General features: G+C 56.5%; 14 protein-coding genes. 7 read left to right on the top strand and 7 right to left on the bottom strand.

The features are described from left to right. Positions 1–39: 39 nt before the first annotated feature. Positions 40–1,641, bottom strand: a complete 1,602-nt coding sequence (gene cueO, locus ACOI6Z_RS21610) for a multicopper oxidase CueO (RefSeq protein WP_065813034.1) — start codon at positions 1,639–1,641, stop codon at positions 40–42. 145 nt (positions 1,642–1,786) lie between these two features. On the opposite strand from cueO, the gene ACOI6Z_RS21605 reads away from it, so the two are divergent. The 5 genes from ACOI6Z_RS21605 (at position 1,787) to speD (ending at position 6,461) form a co-directional block, all read left to right on the top strand. Continuing rightward, positions 1,787–2,134, top strand: coding sequence for a YacC family pilotin-like protein (locus ACOI6Z_RS21605; protein WP_004204381.1), 348 nt, complete (start codon positions 1,787–1,789; stop codon positions 2,132–2,134). 245 nt (positions 2,135–2,379) lie between these two features. Further along, positions 2,380–2,790 carry a hypothetical protein gene (locus ACOI6Z_RS21600; RefSeq protein ID WP_004204380.1) on the top strand — a complete coding sequence of 137 codons (411 nt, stop codon included), beginning with the start codon at positions 2,380–2,382 and terminating at the stop codon, positions 2,788–2,790. A gap of 653 nt (positions 2,791–3,443) precedes the next feature. Continuing rightward, on the top strand, positions 3,444–4,634 hold the full coding sequence (locus ACOI6Z_RS21595) for an FKBP-type peptidyl-prolyl cis-trans isomerase N-terminal domain-containing protein (RefSeq protein ID WP_167878546.1): 1,191 nt from the start codon (positions 3,444–3,446) through the stop codon (positions 4,632–4,634). Between the two features lie 147 nt (positions 4,635–4,781). Beyond that, entirely contained in the window at positions 4,782–5,642 is an 861-nt protein-coding gene (speE, locus tag ACOI6Z_RS21590) for a polyamine aminopropyltransferase (RefSeq protein ID WP_004204376.1), read from the top strand. Between the two features lie 24 nt (positions 5,643–5,666). Continuing rightward, a complete protein-coding gene (gene speD, locus ACOI6Z_RS21585) occupies positions 5,667–6,461 on the top strand; it encodes an adenosylmethionine decarboxylase (RefSeq protein ID WP_004204375.1) in 795 nt (264 codons plus the stop codon). Between the two features lie 154 nt (positions 6,462–6,615). On the opposite strand, the gene yacL is transcribed toward speD, so the two are convergent. After that, entirely contained in the window at positions 6,616–6,978 is a 363-nt protein-coding gene (gene yacL / locus ACOI6Z_RS21580; RefSeq protein ID WP_004204373.1) for a protein YacL, read from the bottom strand. A gap of 187 nt (positions 6,979–7,165) precedes the next feature. Next, entirely contained in the window at positions 7,166–9,763 is a 2,598-nt protein-coding gene (acnB, locus tag ACOI6Z_RS21575; RefSeq protein ID WP_004204372.1) for a bifunctional aconitate hydratase 2/2-methylisocitrate dehydratase, read from the bottom strand. 431 nt (positions 9,764–10,194) lie between these two features. Between acnB and ACOI6Z_RS21570 the strand changes: the two genes are divergently transcribed. Together ACOI6Z_RS21570 and ACOI6Z_RS21565 are read left to right on the top strand one after the other, a co-directional pair. After that, positions 10,195–11,835 carry a DUF3300 domain-containing protein gene (locus ACOI6Z_RS21570; protein ID WP_065813031.1) on the top strand — a complete coding sequence of 547 codons (1,641 nt, stop codon included), beginning with the start codon at positions 10,195–10,197 and terminating at the stop codon, positions 11,833–11,835. Positions 11,836–11,846: 11 nt separating this feature from the next. Next, positions 11,847–12,653 (top strand): DUF2950 family protein, encoded by an 807-nt coding sequence (locus tag ACOI6Z_RS21565; protein ID WP_032453849.1) that lies wholly within the window; start codon positions 11,847–11,849, stop codon positions 12,651–12,653. 44 nt (positions 12,654–12,697) lie between these two features. On the opposite strand, the gene ACOI6Z_RS21560 is transcribed toward ACOI6Z_RS21565, so the two are convergent. From ACOI6Z_RS21560 to aceE, 4 genes are all read right to left on the bottom strand, one after another. Further along, positions 12,698–12,982 (bottom strand): hypothetical protein, encoded by a 285-nt coding sequence (locus ACOI6Z_RS21560; protein WP_023291998.1) that lies wholly within the window; start codon positions 12,980–12,982, stop codon positions 12,698–12,700. Between the two features lie 164 nt (positions 12,983–13,146). After that, positions 13,147–14,571 carry a dihydrolipoyl dehydrogenase gene (gene lpdA / locus ACOI6Z_RS21555; protein ID WP_002888731.1) on the bottom strand — a complete coding sequence of 475 codons (1,425 nt, stop codon included), beginning with the start codon at positions 14,569–14,571 and terminating at the stop codon, positions 13,147–13,149. Between the two features lie 206 nt (positions 14,572–14,777). Further along, positions 14,778–16,676, bottom strand: a complete 1,899-nt coding sequence (gene aceF, locus ACOI6Z_RS21550; RefSeq protein ID WP_023291997.1) for a pyruvate dehydrogenase complex dihydrolipoyllysine-residue acetyltransferase — start codon at positions 16,674–16,676, stop codon at positions 14,778–14,780. 14 nt (positions 16,677–16,690) lie between these two features. Further along, complete coding sequence (gene aceE, locus ACOI6Z_RS21545) at positions 16,691–19,354, bottom strand: pyruvate dehydrogenase (acetyl-transferring), homodimeric type (protein ID WP_023291996.1); 2,664 nt, start codon at positions 19,352–19,354, stop codon at positions 16,691–16,693. Positions 19,355–19,406 lie beyond the last annotated feature (52 nt).

Genomic DNA, 19,406 nt, shown 5'->3' with positions numbered 1-19,406 from the left:
GTCTTTATCCCCTCTCCCACGCGCCAGGGTTATACCGCCCTAAACCGTGAACCCCAACATCATCCCGGTGTCTTCATGTTCCAGCAGGTGGCAGTGGGCCATATAGGCAAACTCCTTCGGCGCCGGATGATCAAACTTCACTAGTACTTCACTCACGTCCCCTTCCACACGCACGGTATCTTTCCAGCCGCGACGATGTGCCGCTGGCGGCTTGCCGTTTTCGCTCAGGATGCGGAACTGGGTGCCGTGGATATGGAACGGATGCAGCATCATGTCGCCCTTACCCGAAATCACCCAGCGCTCATACTGGCCTCTGGCGGCGGCGAACATCGGCACATTCATGTCGAAGGCTTTGCCGTTGATGCGGTTGGCGTTATGGAAATCAAATCCCTTGCCCGACGACATGCCATGATCCATGCCGGACCCGTGGTTCATGTTGCTCATGTCGCCTTGGTGCATATTCCCCATGTCGCCCATCCCGCCGTGCCCCATCATGCTGTGATCCATTCCGGCCATCGCCTGATCGCCATATTTCTCCATCAGCGCCTGCATGCCCATCCTGTCGAGCATCGGATCCATCGACAGCTGGAGTTGACGCTGCGTCAGCCCCGTCAGAGAAGGTAGCGCCGGCATAGCGGCCAGGGTATCCAGCAGCTTGCCGGAGGCAGGAATGACCAGCGGCTGGACGCGCAGTACCGGCTGTGGTTTATCAAAAGGCGCAATGGCCATGCCCATCTGGCTCACCGGCAGGGTCACCAGATCAAAAGGTTTGCCGTCGCTGGTGTCCACCAGCACCTCAAAACGCTCCCCCATCAAGACCGGCAACTCATTGACCTTCACCGGCTCTGCCAGCAGACCGCCGTCGCTGGCCACCACGTACAGCGGGCGCTTATCGCTGGTCGCAAAATTGAGGGAACGGGCATTACAGCCGTTCAGCAAGCGCAGACGTAGCCAGCCGCGCGGGGCGGCATGTTCAGGATAGAGAGCGCCATTGGTCAGCAGCGTATCGCCAAACCAGCCGACGGCAGCGCTCATCACATCCAGCTGATAATCAATTTCGCCAGCGGCGGTAAACTTCTTGTCCTGCACAATCACCGGTACATCATCGATTCCCCACTGCTTCGGCAACAGCAGGCGTCCGCTCTCTTCATCCTCGATCAGCACCAGCCCCGCCAGCCCCATCGCCACCTGCCGACCGGTGGTCCCGTGCTGATGCGGGTGAAACCAGCAGGTGGCCGCCCGCTGCGTTGGCGTGAAGCTCACCGTCCGAGTGGCGCCCGGGGCGATGACCCCCTGCGGTCCTCCGTCGACCTCGCCCGGTACCTCCAGACCATGCCAGTGCAGCGTCGTCTCCTCTGCCAGCTGGTTGGTAATGTCCACCGTGATAGCCTTCCCCTGCGTCAGCTGCAGCGCGGGACCCAGTAGCGAACCGTTATACCCCCAGGTGGTGGCGTTCAAAGCGCCAAACTGCGTTTTGCCCGCCTGGATGGTCAGCGCGATACGGTTGCGCGCATCAGCCGTCAACAGCGGCGGTACCGGCAGGGCCGGGCGACTGGCCGCAAAGACCGCACGGCTCCAAAGCGGTAACGCGCTGGCCATGCTGACCGCGGCGGTCAGTTTCAGGAAGTCTCGACGTTGCATATTCACATCCTTTTATTCTGCGGGCGAATATTTGAGCTTAAACCCTACCGTAACGGGAAGGTCAAGCAGAAGAGTAAGAATAAAGATCGGCGCTGTGTAAAGAAGTATGCTAATTTGAAGCGTCGGTGATCTAACGGTAGAAAAAATGAAGACGCTTTTCAGAACAATGGTACTCGGCAGCCTGCTTACTCTCTCCGCCAACAGCTACGCGCTCAGCGAATCAGAAGCGGAAGACATGGCTGATTTAACCGCGGTTTTTGTGTTTCTGAAAAACGACTGTGGCTACCAGAACCTGCCCAACACGCAGATCCGTCGCGCCCTGGTGTTCTTTGCCCAGCAGAACCAATGGGACCTGAGCAACTACGACAGCTACAACATGAAAGCCCTTGGCGAAGACAGCTATCGCGATCTCAGCGGCATTAACCTTCCGACGGCGAAAAAATGTAAAGCGCTGGCCCGCGATTCACTTAGCCTGCTGGCTTACGTCAAATAATTACACGCGCGGGCGGCAACGCGCCGCGCTTCTCCCCGATTCACCCGCCTTTAATATTTACCATTATTATTTTATACAAAATAAATTTTATCTACCTCGCAATACATCAAGCCAATAAATAAATTAAACCCGTACTAACAGCCCTGCCAGATAAAAACAATAAAATATCCCTAACGATATATTGCAAAATAAAAAGCAGCCTTTTAGAATCCGTTGAAAATATATCTACTTCATGGACTGAAATTGTGAATATCTCGCTGACTCTTCGTATTATTCCACTTGCCGCTATGTTATTAGCCGGCTGTAGCAATACCGCCTCTCGCCAGCAGGTAAAACCGCTCACCACCCCGCTAACGTCGCAGCAGCAGGCAGAGCAGGAGCGAGCGGCCAGCGAACAAGCGCGCATTGAATCCTGCCGACAGGCGCTGGACTCGCTAAAAGAGGTTAACCCACAGCAGGCAACCAAACTCAGCAATGACTTCAATGCCTTAGTGCGTGCGGCGTCACAATACAACAGCGTGCGCGAGAAAGTGGCGGATCCCACCCGGCTTGGCATTGACTCCATGTATCAGTTTAAATCCATCAAATTGTGCGCCGATATTCAGAAAACGCTAATCGATAGCCTGGTACAGCGGGGTGAAAGCAAGCAGCCATGAACAGAGCCGCCACGCTGACCCTCAACGCGCCCCTGCTGATGCTCGTCGCGGCGCTGGCGCTTTCAACACCTTTCTTCGCCGGCGCCGCGCCGGCGTTTCTTGACTACGCCCAGCAGCAAACCCAGGCGCATGAAAAAAGCGATGCTGCAACCGCAAAGCAAACGTCAGGCGATCGTCAACCTGCGGATAATAAAAAAAAGACGCCCAATACCGCACAATTGCAAAAAAGAATCGTCAGCCAGCAGGCGACGATTGAGCAAAAAAATAAAACTATTCAGCAATTAAAAAAACAGCTTGCTAACACTCCGGCCACAGAAACCTCCATCGCGAATGAGCAAGCGGCCTTAAATAACAAAATAAAAGAATTACAGATCGCCTTAACCGCCGCCACCGCGAAAAATGAGGCGTTAATTAAAAAAGAAGGCGCAGTCCAGAATACGACTCTGCAGCAAAGTCAGGCCGCCGCGCTGAAGCAGATCCAACAATTAACGTCACAGCTTCAGCAAGCCGCAGCTGAAAATAAACGGCTCAGCGCCAGCCTCACTGCTCTGAATACAGATAAGCAGACGCTGGCTAACCGGCTCGCCGCGGCAGAGAAGGCGCAGCAGACCACCCTCGACCAGGTCAAAACCCTTAACGCCGACAAACAGCCGTTGGTCAACCGGCTGGCGGCGGCGGAAAAAGAGAAGCAGACCGCCCTCGACCAGGTCAAAAACCTTAACGCCGATAAGCAGTCTCTGGCTAACCGGCTGGCGGCGGCGGAAAAAGAGAAGCAGGCTGCTCTCGACCAGGTCAAAACCCTTAACGCTGATAAACAGCCGCTGGTTAACCGGCTGGCAGCGGCGGAAAAAGAGAAACAGGCCGCCCTCGACCAGATCAAAGCCCTTAACGCCGACAAACAGCCGTTGGTCAACCGGCTGGCGGCGGCGGAAAAAGAGAAGCAGACCGCCCTCGACCAGATCAAAGCCCTTAACGCCGATAAGCAGTCGCTGGCTAACCGGCTCGCCGCGGCGGAGAAAGCGCCATCGAGCCGCGCCGATGCCGCCGTGGCGGCAAAAGATGAGCCCCCCGAGATGGCAGCCATAGTGGCGGCCTATCGCCTGCAGGCGGACAAAGATAACGCCCAGCTGCGGATGAAAGAGGATGAAATCCAGCTGCTGCGGACGCAGCTGACGGTCCCGCCGAGAAATACCACCGGCAAAACCGCCGCCAAACTCAGCGCGCCAGGTGAACAGCAGGCTTACGCCATCGGCGCCTCGATGGGTACAGAGGCGCTTAATGTCCTCACGACTCGTCGCACTCAGGGAGTTAACGTCGACGCTGGCCTGGTGCTGCAGGGCATCGAAGATGCTTTCAGCGGCCAGCTTCGCCTCGGCGAACAGGAGCGTAATAAAGCGCTGTTTGACATTTCACAGCAGGTTTTCCAGAACCTGAATAAAATCGAGCAGAAAAACATCAGCGCCGGTCAGAAATACCAGCAGGCGTTTGCGCGCAAAAAAGGTGTGGTCTTCAAAGAGGGCGTCTACAGCCGTATCGATTACCCGGGTAAAGGAAAAATTAGCGGCAACGATCTGGTGACCGTGGTGATCAAAGAGATGCTGACGGACGGAACGGTGATCAATGATATGGAGACGAAAGATCAGGCGCTTACCCAGAAACTGGATGCCTATCCCCCGGTATTTCGCGGGCCGCTGAAGCGCCTGCAGAACCACGGCTCCGTGACGCTAGTCGTCCCGCCCGACAAAGCCTATGGCAGTAAAGGGTTGCCACCGAAGATCCCCCCAGGCGCCACCATGGTCTATTCCGTGCGGATAGTGGATAGCCAACCCGCGCCGGCAAAATAGCCCTGTCTCCCCACCGCCCTCTCCGGGCGGTGCTGTTATTCCTGCCGCATTGCTGCAATAACCGCCGTGCATCCTCATCTATAGTTGTCTATGATGTTGCACTCGTTTTACGGGTGTAACAGATGTTAACGAAGGAGGAGCCTCACCGTGGCCGATAATCCACTGTGGCATGAAACGCTGCATGACCATTTTGGTCAGTACTTTAGCGTTGATAACGTGCTGTACCACGAAAAAACCGATCATCAGGATCTGATCATCTTTGACAACCGCGCCTTTGGTCGGGTGATGGCGCTGGATGGCGTCGTGCAAACCACCGAACGCGATGAGTTTATCTATCACGAAATGATGACCCACGTGCCGCTGCTGGCTCACGGCAACGCCAAGCATGTCCTGATCATCGGCGGCGGAGATGGCGCGATGCTGCGCGAAGTCTCTCGTCATCGCAGCATCGAAAGCATCACCATGGTGGAAATCGACGCCGGGGTGGTCTCATTCTGCCGCCAGTACCTGCCCAACCATAGCGCCGGCGCCTATGACGATCCGCGCTTTACGCTGGTGATTGATGATGGCGTCAATTTTGTTAACCAGACGACGCAAACGTTTGATGTGATCATTTCGGACTGTACCGACCCTATTGGCCCGGGGGAAAGCCTCTTCACCTCGGCTTTTTATGAAGGCTGCAAACGCTGCCTGAATCCGGGAGGGATTTTCGTTGCGCAGAACGGCGTCTGCTTCCTGCAGCAGGATGAAGCGGTCGGTAGCCATCGCAAACTGAGCCACTATTTTCGCGACGTCAGCTTCTACCAGGCGGCGATTCCGACCTATTACGGCGGGATAATGACCTTTGCCTGGGCGAGCGACAACGAGGCGCTGCGCCATCTTTCCAGCGAAATCATTCAGGCGCGCTTTCACAAAGCCAACCTGACCTGCCGTTACTACAATCCGGCAATCCATACGGCGGCCTTCGCCTTACCACAATATCTGCATGATGCTCTGTCCGCACCGTGAAGCGAAATAAGGGGGTGAACTAAATTGAAAAAATTGAAGCTGCACGGCTTTAACAACCTGACCAAAAGTCTGAGTTTTTGTATCTACGATATCTGTTACGCCAAAACGGCAGAAGAGCGCGACGGCTACATCGCCTATATCGACGAACTTTATAATGCCAATCGCCTGACAGAGATCCTGAGCGAAACCTGCTCTATTATTGGCGCTAATATCCTGAATATCGCCCGCCAGGATTATGAACCCCAGGGCGCCAGCGTGACCATTCTGGTAAGCGAAGAGCCCGTCGACCCGCGGCTTATCGACCAGACCGAACACCCCGGCCCGCTGCCTGAAACCGTGGTCGCCCATCTCGATAAAAGCCATATCTGCGTGCATACCTATCCGGAGAGTCACCCGGAAGGCGGCCTGTGCACCTTCCGCGCCGATATTGAAGTCTCTACCTGCGGGGTTATTTCACCGCTCAAAGCGCTGAACTATCTGATTCACCAGCTGGAATCGGACATTGTGACCATTGACTACCGCGTGCGTGGCTTTACCCGCGACATCAATGGGATGAAGCATTTTATCGATCATGAAATCAACTCAATTCAGAACTTTATGTCTGACGATATGAAGTCGCTGTATGACATGGTCGACGTCAACGTTTATCAGGAAAATATCTTCCATACCAAAATGTTGCTTAAGGAGTTCGACCTTAAGCATTACATGTTCCATACCCGACCGGAAGAGTTGACCGCTGAAGAGCGCAAGGTCATTACCGACCTGCTGTGGAAAGAGATGCGCGAGATTTACTACGGCCGCAATATTCCTGCCGTGTAATGCCTCAAATGCCCGGCGGCGCTTTTGCTTGCCGGGCCTGGGTTCTGCGCCGGCGGGAAGCGGGGAAAGGTACTCGTCGCGACCGGAGATGTGCCCTGCGCACGCGACGCTTAGCCGGGCTACGGTTTTCCGCAGCCCGGCGCACAACGAGTCATCAACGCTGCTGCATAAACTCACGATAGGCGGCAACCACCTGCAGGAAATCCTCAACACCGCACAGAGAGAGGCTTTCTTCGTCGTAGTAGCTCATCCCCTCCTCGATTTCGTCGCCGGAAAATTCCAGCTGATTGGCGCGGATCATCACCTCTTCGCCATCCAGCCACAGCGTATATTCATGTCCGGCACGCTGCCAGGAACGTTCACTGCCTTTCACGGTGCGCGCAGCCTGCTCCACTTCGTCAAGCAGAGCAAGATTGTCTTTCACCTCCTCGTTGAACCAGTGGCCAATCGCCTCGTGATCCATCGACATTCGCACCTTTACCACTCCGGTAATATCGCGCAGAAATTCGTAGTCCATCGTCTTTTCCTCTGCAAGGGCAATGCGTCACCGCTGCACTGTACCCATGGAGTAATTATCGCAGCAGACCGAAAGAAAAAAAGCGTAACAGGCAGGAGGTTTGGAAATAAAAATGCCCGGTGATGCAATGTTCACCGGGCATTGGGGAGTTTGTAGCCAAACGGTCAGCCAGGCTGACCGACTGGTTTTACACCGCGGTCTGGAAGATCACGCCGTCAGCTTTTTCAGTGTACTGATCCAGCTGGTTGAAGTTCAGATAGCGATAGGTATCTTCCGCTGTCTTATCCACCTGCGCCACGAAGGTCTGGTACTCTTCCGGCGTCGGCAGTTTACCAAGCAGAGAAGCCACCGCTGCCAGCTCGGCAGAGGCCAGATAGACGTTAGCGCCGGTACCTAAACGGTTCGGGAAGTTACGGGTAGAGGTGGAAACCACCGTCGCACCGTCGGCGACGCGCGCCTGGTTACCCATACACAGGGAACAGCCAGGGATTTCGATACGCGCCCCGCTCTTACCAAATACGCTGTAGTAACCTTCTTCGGTCAGTTGCGCGGCGTCCATACGGGTTGGCGGCGCCACCCACAGGCGAGTCGGCAACTGGCCTTTGTGGCTGTCCAGCAGCTTACCGGCGGCACGGAAGTGGCCGATGTTGGTCATGCAGGAGCCGATGAACACTTCGTCGATTTTCTCGCCCTGCACGTCAGACAGCAGGCGGGCATCATCCGGATCGTTCGGCGCGCACAGAATCGGCTCTTTGATATCCGCCAGATCGATGTCGATCACTGCCGCGTATTCCGCGTCAGCATCGGCTTCCAGCAGCTGCGGATCCGCCAGCCATTTCTCCATGCCCTGGATACGACGCTCCAGGGTACGGCGGTCGCCGTAGCCTTCGGCGATCATCCACTTCAGCAGGACGATGTTGGAGTTCAGATACTCAACGATCGGCTCTTTGTTCAGCTTGATGGTGCAACCTGCAGCAGAACGTTCAGCGGAGGCATCGGTCAGCTCGAACGCCTGCTCCACTTTCAGATCCGGCAGACCTTCAATCTCAAGGATGCGGCCAGAGAAGATGTTTTTCTTACCTTTCTTCTCAACGGTCAGCAGGCCCTGCTTGATGGCGTACAGCGGGATCGCGTGGACCAGGTCACGCAGCGTAATGCCCGGCTGCATTTTACCTTTGAAACGCACCAGCACCGATTCCGGCATATCCAGCGGCATCACGCCGGTCGCGGCGGCGAAGGCCACCAGACCAGAGCCCGCCGGGAAGGAGATACCGATGGGGAAACGGGTGTGGGAGTCGCCGCCGGTGCCCACGGTATCCGGCAGCAGCATGCGGTTTAGCCAGGAGTGGATCACGCCATCGCCCGGACGCAGCGAGACGCCGCCGCGGTTCATAATGAAGTCCGGCAGAGTATGATGCGTGGTGACGTCAACCGGCTTCGGATAGGCCGCTGTGTGGCAGAAGGACTGCATCACCAGGTCAGCGGAGAAGCCCAGGCACGCCAGGTCTTTCAGTTCATCACGGGTCATTGGACCGGTGGTGTCCTGAGAACCGACGGAGGTCATTTTCGGCTCGCAGTAGGCGCCCGGGCGGATACCGGCAACGCCGCAGGCGCGGCCAACCATTTTCTGCGCCAGAGAGAAGCCGCGGGTGCTTTCCGCCACGTCTTTCGCCTGACGGAAGACATCGCTGTGCGGCAGACCCAGCGCTTCACGTGCTTTGGTGGTCAGGCCGCGACCGATGATCAGCGGGATACGGCCGCCGGCACGGACTTCGTCGATCAGCACATCGGTTTTCAGCTCGAAGCTGGCCAGCAGTTCGTTGGTCTCGTGATTACGCACTTCGCCTTTGAACGGGTAAACGTCGATGACGTCGCCCATGTTCAGGTTTGACACATCCACTTCGATAGGCAGCGCGCCCGCATCTTCCATGGTGTTGAAGAAGATTGGCGCGATTTTGCCGCCCAGGCACAGGCCGCCGCCGCGCTTGTTCGGCACGTTCGGGATATCGTCGCCCATAAACCACAGCACCGAGTTGGTGGCCGATTTACGTGAAGAGCCGGTCCCGACCACATCGCCGACGTAGGCCAGCGGGTAGCCTTTCTGCTGCAGGGCTTCGATCTGTTTGATCGGGCCAACCACGCCCGGTTGATCCGGTTCAATGCCTTCGCGGGCGTTTTTCAGCATCGCCAGGGCGTGCAGCGGGATATCCGGACGCGACCAGGCATCCGGCGCCGGAGACAGGTCATCGGTGTTCGTTTCGCCAGTGACCTTGAAAACGGTAACGGTGATTTTCTCTGCCAGCTGCGGGCGGTTCAGGAACCACTCAGCGTCGGCCCAGGATTGCATAACCTGTTTAGCGTGCTCGTTACCCGCTTTCGCTTTCTCTTCCACGTCGTAGAAGTTATCGAACATCAGCAGAGTATGGGACAGCGCTTTCGCGGCAATCGGCGCTAGTTTCGCGTCGTCCAGGGCATCGATCAGCGGGTGGATGTTGTAACCGCCCTGCATGGTGCCCAGCAGTTCAACGGCTTTTTCAGGGGTAACCAGGGGGGAGGTCGTTTCGCCTTTGGCGATCGCGGCAAGGAATCCAGCTTTAACATAGGCGGCTTCGTCGACGCCCGGCGGTACACGGTTAATCAGCAGGTCTAACAGGAATTCTTCTTCGCCCGCAGGCGGGTTTTTCAGCAGTTCTACCAGCGCGGCCATTTGGGTTGCATCTAAGGGTTTGGCAACAATCCCCATGGCGGCACGCTCAGCTACGTGCTTACGGTATTCTTCTAGCACGACGGTTCTCCTCGCTTCTCATTGTCATAATGCGGCCTACACCTCTTCAATCAATCTGCTTCGGTATTGGCAGTTTGCCGCCTTGACGCATCTTGAAGGATTTAGTGGCTGGGCGATTTTCTTCACGCTCCTGTGAGACAGCAGTTTGTAGGGTAAATGCCCGATACCGCGTCGGCAGCATAGCAGGATTTTTGAAAGGTGTTAATCTGTTTACAAAAAAGCAACATTAAAATTTAGCTGAATCGTTAAGGGCAGGATATTGCAGGCTTTCTGTTCAAATCCCGCGACAAAAATTCCTTTCCGCGTACAACACCATGGGCCGATCCCAACAATCATCAATAAAAAGCCATACCGCTTACTTATACTCAGCAAACGCGCCGTTTTCGCCGATACTTTAGCGAGATGGGTTACTTTTTGGGTCAGGAGCTTCTATGTCACTGCCGTTCAAACCCCATATTATCGCCCTGCTCTGTAGCGCTGGCTTACTCGCGGCGGCGGGAACACTCTATGTGCAAAGCCGTACTCCAGAGATGGTCACTCAGCCGACGGCGCAGCCTGCGCCAGCGCCAGCGCCAACGCCAGCCGCACCCGCCGCCGCGCAGCCGGTGGCCGCCACCTACACCCAGGCGCAGATTGACCAGTGGGTTGCCCCCATCGCGCTCTACCCGGACAGTCTGCTGTCGCAGGTGCTGATGGCTTCCACCTACCCGGACAACGTCATGCAGGCGGTGCAGTGGTCCCAGGATAACCCCACCATGAAAGGGGATCCCGCCGTTCAGGCTGTTGCCAGCCAGCCGTGGGATCCCAGCGTCAAATCGCTTGTCGCTTTCCCTGCCCTGCTGGCGATGATGGGCGAGAATCCGCCCTGGGTGGAAAATCTGGGTAATGCGTTTTTGGCCCAGCCGCATGATGTGATGGACTCGGTGCAGCGCCTGCGTGCCATCGCCCAAGAGACAGGGACGCTGAAATCCACGCCGCAGCAAAAAGTGATTGTCGCCGCAGCGGCGCCTGTGCCGGCCACCACTTCGAAAAGCAGCACCGTATCAACGTCAAGCACTACCGCGGCGGCGCCTGCGCCGACCCAGGTCATAAAAATAGAACCGACCGACCCGCAGGTGGTCTATGTTCCCAACTACAACCCCTCCACCGTCTATGGTACCTGGCCGAACAGCGCCTATCCTCCGGTCTATCTGCCGCCCCCTCCCGGGGAGCAGTTTACCGATAGCTTCGTGAAAGGATTCGGTTACAGCCTGGGCGTGGCGACCACCTGGGCGCTGTTCAGCAGCATCGACTGGGATGATGATGATGACTACCACCATCACGATGACGACTACCACCGCGGGGATTACTCGCATAATGGCGATAACATCAATATCAATGTGAATAATTTTAACCGCATTACCGGACAAAACCTGCCGGGCGATCATGTAAACTGGCAGCACAATCCCGCCTATCGCGGTCACGTGCCATACCCCGATAATACCGTCGCCCAGCGCTTTCATCAGACCAACGTATCCGGCGGACTGAGCGCGACCCAGCATGCGCCGGTCGATCGTGAGGCGCAGCGCCAGGCGGCAATGACCCAGCTTCAGCAGCGCAGCGCGTCGACCGCCACGGCAGGCAACCTGGCGGCAAACACCCCCTCGCGCGATGCCCAGCGTCAGGCGGCCTCGGCGCAGTTGAAACAAGCCACCCAGCGCAGCAACTACCGCGGTTACGACAGCGCGCCGACATCAACCCAGCAGCGTCGAGATGCGGCGAAAGCGCAGTTGAAAAACCCGACGCCGCAGCAACAGCAGCGTAGGGAAACCATTAAGAACCACGAGCAGAATGCTACACCGCAGCAGCAACAGCCCCGGCAGCATCTCCATTCCGCCACGCCCGCCCAGCGCCAGCAGACGGTCAATCATCTGCGCGCCAGCGCCCTTAGCGGCAACGAAAGCCGCGCCCCCTCCTGGCAAGCGCAGCAGGAACGGGGACGACAGAGTCGTCAGTTTTCCAGCGTAAACCGCGAGCAGCGCGACGGCGCCAGAGAGCGTCTTTCTGAACACCATGAACTACGCCGCCGCTGAGGATGAGCAGAATGAGAAACCCATTACCTATTGCCCTGTTCACGTTAATGCTGTCACCGCTTGCCGCCTTCGCCCAGCAGCAATATGCCACCCCCGAGCAGGCCGCAAGCGCGCTGGCCGAGGCGATCGGCCAGCAAAATGACGCGGCGCTGAGCGAGGTGCTTGGCGATAACTGGCAGCATTTTTTACCCCCCGACGGGATCGACCCCACTGCCGTCGACCGCTTCCAGCGCGACTGGCAGGTGAAACATGTGATTGTGCAGCAGGGTGATAACGCCTGGCTCGACGTTGGTAGCGAAGCATGGCGTCTGCCCGTCCCCATCGTCAAATCATCCCAGGGCTGGCGCTTTGATATGGCCGCTGGCGAAGAGGAGATCCTCACCCGCGCTATTGGCCGTAATGAACTGTCGGCGATAGCCGCCATGCACGCCTACGTTGACGCCCAGCAGGATTACTATCAACTGAACCACCGCTGGGCGCAGAAAATCATCAGTAGCGAAGGCAAAAAAGATGGTCTGTACTGGCCCACCTCGCCGGGCGAAGCGCCAAGTCCGCTTGGGCCCGCCTTTAGCCCGACGGTACCCGGCAGCGGCTACCATGGCTACCGCTTCCGCATTATCACCGGTAGAGATGAGCAGAGCGTCGCCTTGCTGGCGTGGCCGGTGGCGTGGGGGGAAACCGGCGTGATGAGCTTTATGATCGATCAGCACGATACGGTTTATCAGGCCAATCTCGGTGAAGAGAGCGCGGCAAAGGCCCAGGCGATAACGCGCTTTGCCCCCGACGCTGACGCCGGCTGGCAGGTGGTCAATCCATAAAAAAACGCCCGGTTACGAATACGCAATCGGGCGTTTTCATTCACTTAGCCCTGGTGGGGCATCAGAGACGGATCGCCGGCAAAGGCTGGTTTCGTACTGGACAATGCCGCTTCGTCAGCGCTGATGCTGCCGGAATTCGCCGCCCATACCCCTTCACTGGTCTTCGTCACCTGCTGATGCTGGGCATTCAGATCCTGGCCCATCGCCGCGATATGGGTCGTTTCCGTGCCGCCGCTGTTATCCGCCCACGGAATCGTGGCGTCAGCCGCGCAGGCTACACCGGATAAGCACGTTGCTGCGACCAGCGCAGTGGTTAAAAAGCGTTTCATCACACACCTCATCGATATCGTTAACTGACTATAAGTTTACTGAGTGACTATTTACAAAGTATGTATGAGGTGTAGCGGTTTATGAATAGCGACATAGTTCTAAACATCAGGCATAAAAAAAGCGGCTCCGGGAGCCGCTTATGCTTTTTGCCTGAAAGAAAAAGTTACTTTTTCTTCGCTTTGGCGTTCGGCAGGTCGGTGATGCTGCCTTCGAAGACTTCTGCCGCCAGGCCAACAGACTCGTGCAGAGTCGGGTGAGCGTGGATAGTCAGCGCGATGTCTTCAGCGTCGCAGCCCATTTCGATAGCCAGTCCGATCTCACCCAGCAGCTCGCCGCCGTTGGTGCCGACAATCGCGCCGCCGATAACACGGTGGGTCTCTTTGTCGAAGATCAGTTTGGTCATACCGTCTGCGCAGTCGGAAGCGATAGCGCGGCCGGAAGCCGCCCACGGGAAGGTGGCGGTTTCGTAGCTGATGCCTTTCTCTTTCGCTTCTTTCTCAGTCAGGCCGACCCATGCCACTTCTGGCTCGGTGTAGGCGATGGACGGGATCACTTTCGGATCGAAGTAGTGTTTCAGGCCGGAGATAACTTCTGCGGCAACGTGACCTTCATGTACGCCTTTGTGCGCCAGCATCGGCTGACCGACGATATCGCCGATAGCAAAGATGTGCGGCACGTTGGTGCGCATTTGTTTGTCAACGCGGATGAAGCCACGATCGTCCACTTCCACGCCCGCTTTGCCTGCGTCGAGGTTTTTGCCGTTCGGTACGCGACCGATAGCCACCAGTACGGCGTCGTAACGCTGTGCTTCCGCCGGCGCTTTTTTGCCTTCCATGGAAACGTAAATACCGTCTTCTTTCGCTTCAACGGCAGTCACTTTGGTTTCCAGCATCAGGTTGAATTTCTTGCTGATGCGTTTAGTGAAGACTTTCACCACGTCTTTATCGGCCGCCGGGATAACCTGGTCGAACATTTCAACCACGTCAATCTCTGAACCCAGCGCATGGTATACGGTACCCATTTCCAGACCGATGATACCGCCGCCCATGACCAGCATGCGTTTCGGTACGGATTTCAGCTCCAGGGCGTCGGTGGAGTCCCATACGCGCGGATCTTCATGCGGGATAAATGGCAGTTGAATCGGACGGGAACCCGCCGCGATGATGGCGTTGTCGAAGTTGATCACGGTTTTGCCGTTTTCACCTTCCACTTCCAGGGTGTTAGCGCCGGTGAATTTACCCAGACCGTTAACCACCTTCACTTTACGCCCTTTGGCCATGCCAGCCAGACCACCGGTCAGCTGAGTGATGACTTTTTCTTTCCAGGTGCGGATCTTGTCAATATCAGTTTTCGGTTCGCCGAAAACGATGCCGTGTTCGGCCAGCGCTTTCGCTTCTTCGATAACTTTTGCCACGTGCAGCAGCGCTTTAGAAGGGATACAACCCACGTTCAGGCACACCCCACCGAGGGTGCTGTAACGTTCTACGATGACGGTTTCCAGACCTAAATCAGCGCAACGGAAAGCTGCAGAGTAGCCTGCAGGACCTGCCCCAAGTACCACGACCTGAGTTTTGATTTCAGTACTCATCATGACCTCTGTAATTTATATCCGGCGGGTCTGACGCTATTATTCTTACGCCCAAGTCCACCGGGACGTTCTATCCGCGTGTATTTTACAAAATTGTTAACAATTTTTAAACAACAAACGGCAAACGATTTTGTCCTTTGTTGCTGATAATCCCAAACAGCCTGAGGTTATCAGAAAAAAGCCGGCCGTCAGGCCGGCTTTTTCGATTACATCACCAGGCGGCGAATGTCGCTCAGGGTGTTGTTGATGATGGTAATGAAGCGGGCACCATCAGCACCGTCGATCACGCGGTGGTCGAAGGACAGAGAGATCGGCAGCATCAGACGCGGCACGAACTCTTTACCATTCCATACCGGCTCCATCGCGGACTTAGACACGCCGAGGATGGCCACTTCCGGCGCGTTAACAATCGGCGCGAAGTGGGTCGTACCCAGGCCGCCGATGCTGGAGATGGTGAAGCAACCGCCCTGCATTTCGCCCGCCGTCAGTTTGCCATCGCGCGCTTTCTTCGAGATGGTGGTCAGTTCGCGAGACAGCTCGGTGATGCTCTTCTTGTTCACGTCTTTAAAGACCGGAACCACCAGACCGTTCGGGGTATCAACCGCCACACCGATGTTGATGTATTTCTTCAGCGTCAGGCGCTGACCATCTTCGGAGAGCGAGCTGTTGAAGCGCGGCATCTGCTCAAGCGCAGCGGCCACGGCTTTCATGATGAAGACAACCGGGGTGAATTTCACGTCCAGTTTACGCTTCTCAGCTTCGGCGTTCTGCTGCTTACGGAACGCTTCCAGATCGGTGATATCGGTTTTATCGAAGTGGGTAACGTGCGGGATCATGACCCAGTTACGGCTCAGGTTAGCACCAGAGATTTTCTGGATACGGCCCAGCTCCACTTCTTCGATTTCGCCGAACTTGCTGAAGTCAACCTTCGGCCATGGCAGCATGCCCGGGATACCGCCGCCAGCGGCAGCCGCCGGTGCGGATTCAGCGCGTTTAACGGCTTCTTTCACGTAGGCCTGAACGTCTTCGCGCAGGATACGACCTTTACGGCCGGTGCCTTTCACTTTCGCCAGGTTAACGCCGAACTCGCGCGCCAGGCGGCGAATCAGCGGAGTCGCGTGAACGTAAGCATCGTTTTCAGCGAATTCGGTTTTGCCTTCTGCTTTCGCAGCCGGCGCCGCGGCAGGCTTAGCAGCCTGAGCCGGTGCAGCAGCCGGTGCCGGTGCAGCAGCCTGAGCCGGAGCGGCGGCAGGCGCAGCGCCTTCCACTTCGAAGACCATGATCAGGGAGCCGGTTTTGACTTTATCGCCGGTGCTGATTTTGATCTCTTTGACGGTGCCCGCGAACGGCGCCGGCACTTCCATAGACGCTTTGTCGCCTTCGACGGTGATCAGGGACTGCTCAGCAGCCACTTTATCGCCGACTTTCACCATCACTTCGGTGACTTCAACTTCGTCGCCGCCGATGTCCGGGACGTTAACGTCTTTCGCGCCGGCAGCAGCAGCCGGTGCCGCGGCAGCCGGAGCGGCAGCCTGTGCCGGAGCGGCCGCAGGCGCAGCGCCCGCGACTTCGAAGATCATGATCAGGGAGCCGGTGGACACTTTATCGCCGGTGTTGATTTTGATCTCTTTCACGGTACCCGCGAACGGCGCCGGTACTTCCATAGAGGCCTTATCGCCTTCTACGGTGATCAGGGATTGCTCAGCGGCGATGGTGTCGCCCACTTTAACCATGATCTCGGTAACTTCAACTTCATCGCCGCCGATATCCGGGACGTGCACTTCTTTCGCTGCCGCGGCGGCGGCTGGCGCAGCAGCGGCCGGAGCGGCTTCTTTCTTCTCTTCCTGCGCAGGTGCAGCGGCTGCTGCACCCTCGGCGGAATCGAAAATCATAATCAGTTTGCCAGTCTCGGTTTTGTCGCCGACGGAGACTTTAATCTCTTTCACGACGCCAGCCTGCGGAGACGGGACTTCCATAGAGGCTTTATCGCCTTCTACGGTGATCAGCGACTGTTCAGCTTCTACTTTGTCGCCAACTTTGACCAGGATCTCGGTGATTTCAACTTCATCAGCCCCGATGTCCGGTACTTTGATTTCGATAGCCATTATTCTTTTACCTCTTACGCCAGACGCGGGTTAACTTTTTCTGCATCGATGTCGAATTTCGCGATAGCGTCAGCGACCACTTTCTTATCGATTTCACCACGTTTAGCCAGTTCGCCCAGCGCTGCAACGACCACATAGGAAGCATCAACTTCGAAGTGGTGACGCAGGTTTTCACGGCTGTCGGAACGACCGAAGCCATCGGTACCCAGTACGCGGTAATCGTCAGCCGGTACGTAAGTACGAACCTGCTCGGCGAACAGTTTCATATAGTCAGTGGATGCCACAGCCGGAGCGTCGTTCATCACCTGAGCGATGTACGGCACGCGCGGGGTTTCCAGCGGGTGCAGCATGTTCCAGCGTTCGCAATCCTGGCCATCACGCGCCAGTTCGGTGAAGGAGGTGACGCTGTACACGTCAGAGCCCACGCCGTAGTCTTTCGCCAGGATCTGCGCTGCTTCACGGACGTGACGCAGGATAGAACCGGAGCCCAGCAGCTGAACTTTACCTTTGCTACCTTCGATGGTTTCGAGTTTGTAGATACCTTTACGGATACCTTCCTCGGCGCCTTCCGGCATCGCCGGCATGTGGTAGTTTTCGTTCAGGGTCGTGATGTAGTAGTAAACGTTCTCTTGTTTCTCACCGTACATACGCTCCAGGCCGTCATGCATGATGACCGCCACTTCGTATGCGTAGGACGGATCGTAAGAGATACAGTTCGGGATAGTCAGAGACTGAATATGGCTGTGGCCATCTTCGTGCTGCAGACCTTCGCCGTTCAGCGTCGTACGACCGGAAGTACCACCGATCAGGAAGCCGCGAGCCTGCTGGTCGCCTGCCTGCCAGCACAGGTCGCCGATACGCTGGAACCCGAACATCGAGTAGTAGATGTAGAACGGGATCATCGGCAGGTTGTTGGTGCTGTAAGAGGTCGCCGCAGCCAGCCAGGATGCGCCTGCGCCCAGCTCGTTGATCCCTTCCTGCAGGATCTGGCCTTTTTCGTCTTCTTTGTAGTAAGCAACCTGCTCACGGTCCTGCGGGGTGTACTGCTGACCGTTCGGGCTGTAGATACCGATCTGACGGAACAGACCTTCCATACCGAAAGTACGCGCTTCGTCGGCGATGATCGGCACGAGGCGGTCTTTGATGGATTTGTTCTTCAGCATCACGTTCAGGGCACGAACGAACGCGATAGTGGTAGAGATCTCTTTATTCTGCTCTTCCAGCAGCGGGCGGAAATCTTCCAGCGTCGGCAGCTCCAGCTTCTCAGTGAAGTTCGGCTGACGGCTCGGCAGATAGCCGTGCAGTTTCTGACGCTGAGCGTGCAGATAGGTGTGCTCTTCGGAACCTTCCGGGAAGGTTACGTACGGCAGTTTTTCCAGATCGGCATCGGCAACCGGCACGTTGAAACGATCGCGGACGTAGCGAACGCCGTCCATGTTCATTTTCTTAACCTGGTGAGCGATGTTCTTACCTTCAGCAGTATCACCCATGCCGTAACCTTTGATGGTATGGGCGAGGATGACGGTCGCTTTGCCTTTGGTTTCCTGCGCTTTTTTCAGTGCAGCGTAAACTTTCTTCGGATCGTGGCCGCCGCGGTTCAGAGCCCAAATCTGCTCGTCAGTCCAGTCGGCAACCAGCGCGGCGGTCTCCGGATATTTACCGAAGAAGTGCTCGCGCACATAAGCGCCGTCTTTGGATTTGAAGGTCTGGTAGTCACCGTCAACGGTTTCTTCCATCAGCTGAATCAGCTTACCGCTGGTGTCTTTACGCAGCAGCTCATCCCAACGACCGCCCCAGATAACCTTGATAACGTTCCAGCCAGCGCCCGCGAAGATGCCTTCCAGTTCGTTAATGATTTTGCCGTTACCGGTGACCGGACCATCAAGACGCTGCAGGTTACAGTTGATAACGAAGACCAGGTTGTCCAGCTTCTCACGGGTCGCGATGGTGATCGCGCCTTTAGATTCCGGCTCGTCCATCTCACCGTCGCCCAGGAACGCGTAAACGGTTTGTTTGGAGGTGTCTTTCAGACCACGGTGTTCCAGATATTTCAGGAATTTAGCCTGATAAATCGCCCCGATTGGGCCCAGGCCCATAGAAACGGTCGGGAACTGCCAGAATTCCGGCATCAGTTTCGGGTGCGGATAAGAGGACAGACCTTTACCGTGAACTTCCTGACGGAAGTTGTTCATCTGCTCTTCAGTCAGACGACCTTCCAGGAAAGCACGCGCATAAACGCCCGGAGAGATGTGACCCTGGAAGTACACCAGGTCGCCGCCATCCTGCTCATTGCGTGCGCGGAAGAAGTGGTTGAAGCACACTTCGTAGAAGGTTGCGGAAGACTGGAAAGAAGCCATATGGCCGCCCAGTTCGAGATCTTTTTTCGATGCGCGCAGAACGGTCATGATGGCGTTCCAGCGGATCGCAGAACGGATACGACGTTCCAGATCCAGATTACCCGGATATTCCGGTTCATCTTCAACGGCAATAGTGTTTACGTAACCGCCGGTCGATGCGCCAGCAGCCACTTTCACCCCGCCTTTGCGGGCTTCAGAAAGGAGTTGGTCAATAAGATACTGAGCGCGCTCAACACCTTCTTCACGGATGACCGATTCGATCGCCTGTAGCCAGTCGCGAGTTTCGATCGGATCCACGTCATTTGGTAAACGTTCTGACATGGGGGGTATTCCTTATCTATCTAATCGTTGATTAATCTGGAACCTGTCCCAT

The sequence above is a fragment of the Klebsiella sp. C239 genome, from assembly GCF_048822715.1.
GTDB lineage: Bacteria > Pseudomonadota > Gammaproteobacteria > Enterobacterales > Enterobacteriaceae > Klebsiella > Klebsiella quasipneumoniae.
This window is presented reverse-complemented; position numbering and strand designations above follow the sequence as displayed.

Coding starts and splice junctions, on each gene's coding strand:
- cueO (WP_065813034.1), bottom strand. CDS start 1,641: ATGCAACGTCGAGACTTCCTGAAACTGACCGCCGCGGTCAGCATGGCC.
- ACOI6Z_RS21605 (WP_004204381.1), top strand. CDS start 1,787: ATGAAGACGCTTTTCAGAACAATGGTACTCGGCAGCCTGCTTACTCTC.
- yacL (WP_004204373.1), bottom strand. CDS start 6,978: ATGGACTACGAATTTCTGCGCGATATTACCGGAGTGGTAAAGGTGCGA.
- ACOI6Z_RS21570 (WP_065813031.1), top strand. CDS start 10,195: ATGTCACTGCCGTTCAAACCCCATATTATCGCCCTGCTCTGTAGCGCT.
- ACOI6Z_RS21565 (WP_032453849.1), top strand. CDS start 11,847: ATGAGAAACCCATTACCTATTGCCCTGTTCACGTTAATGCTGTCACCG.
- ACOI6Z_RS21560 (WP_023291998.1), bottom strand. CDS start 12,982: ATGAAACGCTTTTTAACCACTGCGCTGGTCGCAGCAACGTGCTTATCC.
- lpdA (WP_002888731.1), bottom strand. CDS start 14,571: ATGAGTACTGAAATCAAAACTCAGGTCGTGGTACTTGGGGCAGGTCCT.
- aceF (WP_023291997.1), bottom strand. CDS start 16,676: ATGGCTATCGAAATCAAAGTACCGGACATCGGGGCTGATGAAGTTGAA.
- aceE (WP_023291996.1), bottom strand. CDS start 19,354: ATGTCAGAACGTTTACCAAATGACGTGGATCCGATCGAAACTCGCGAC.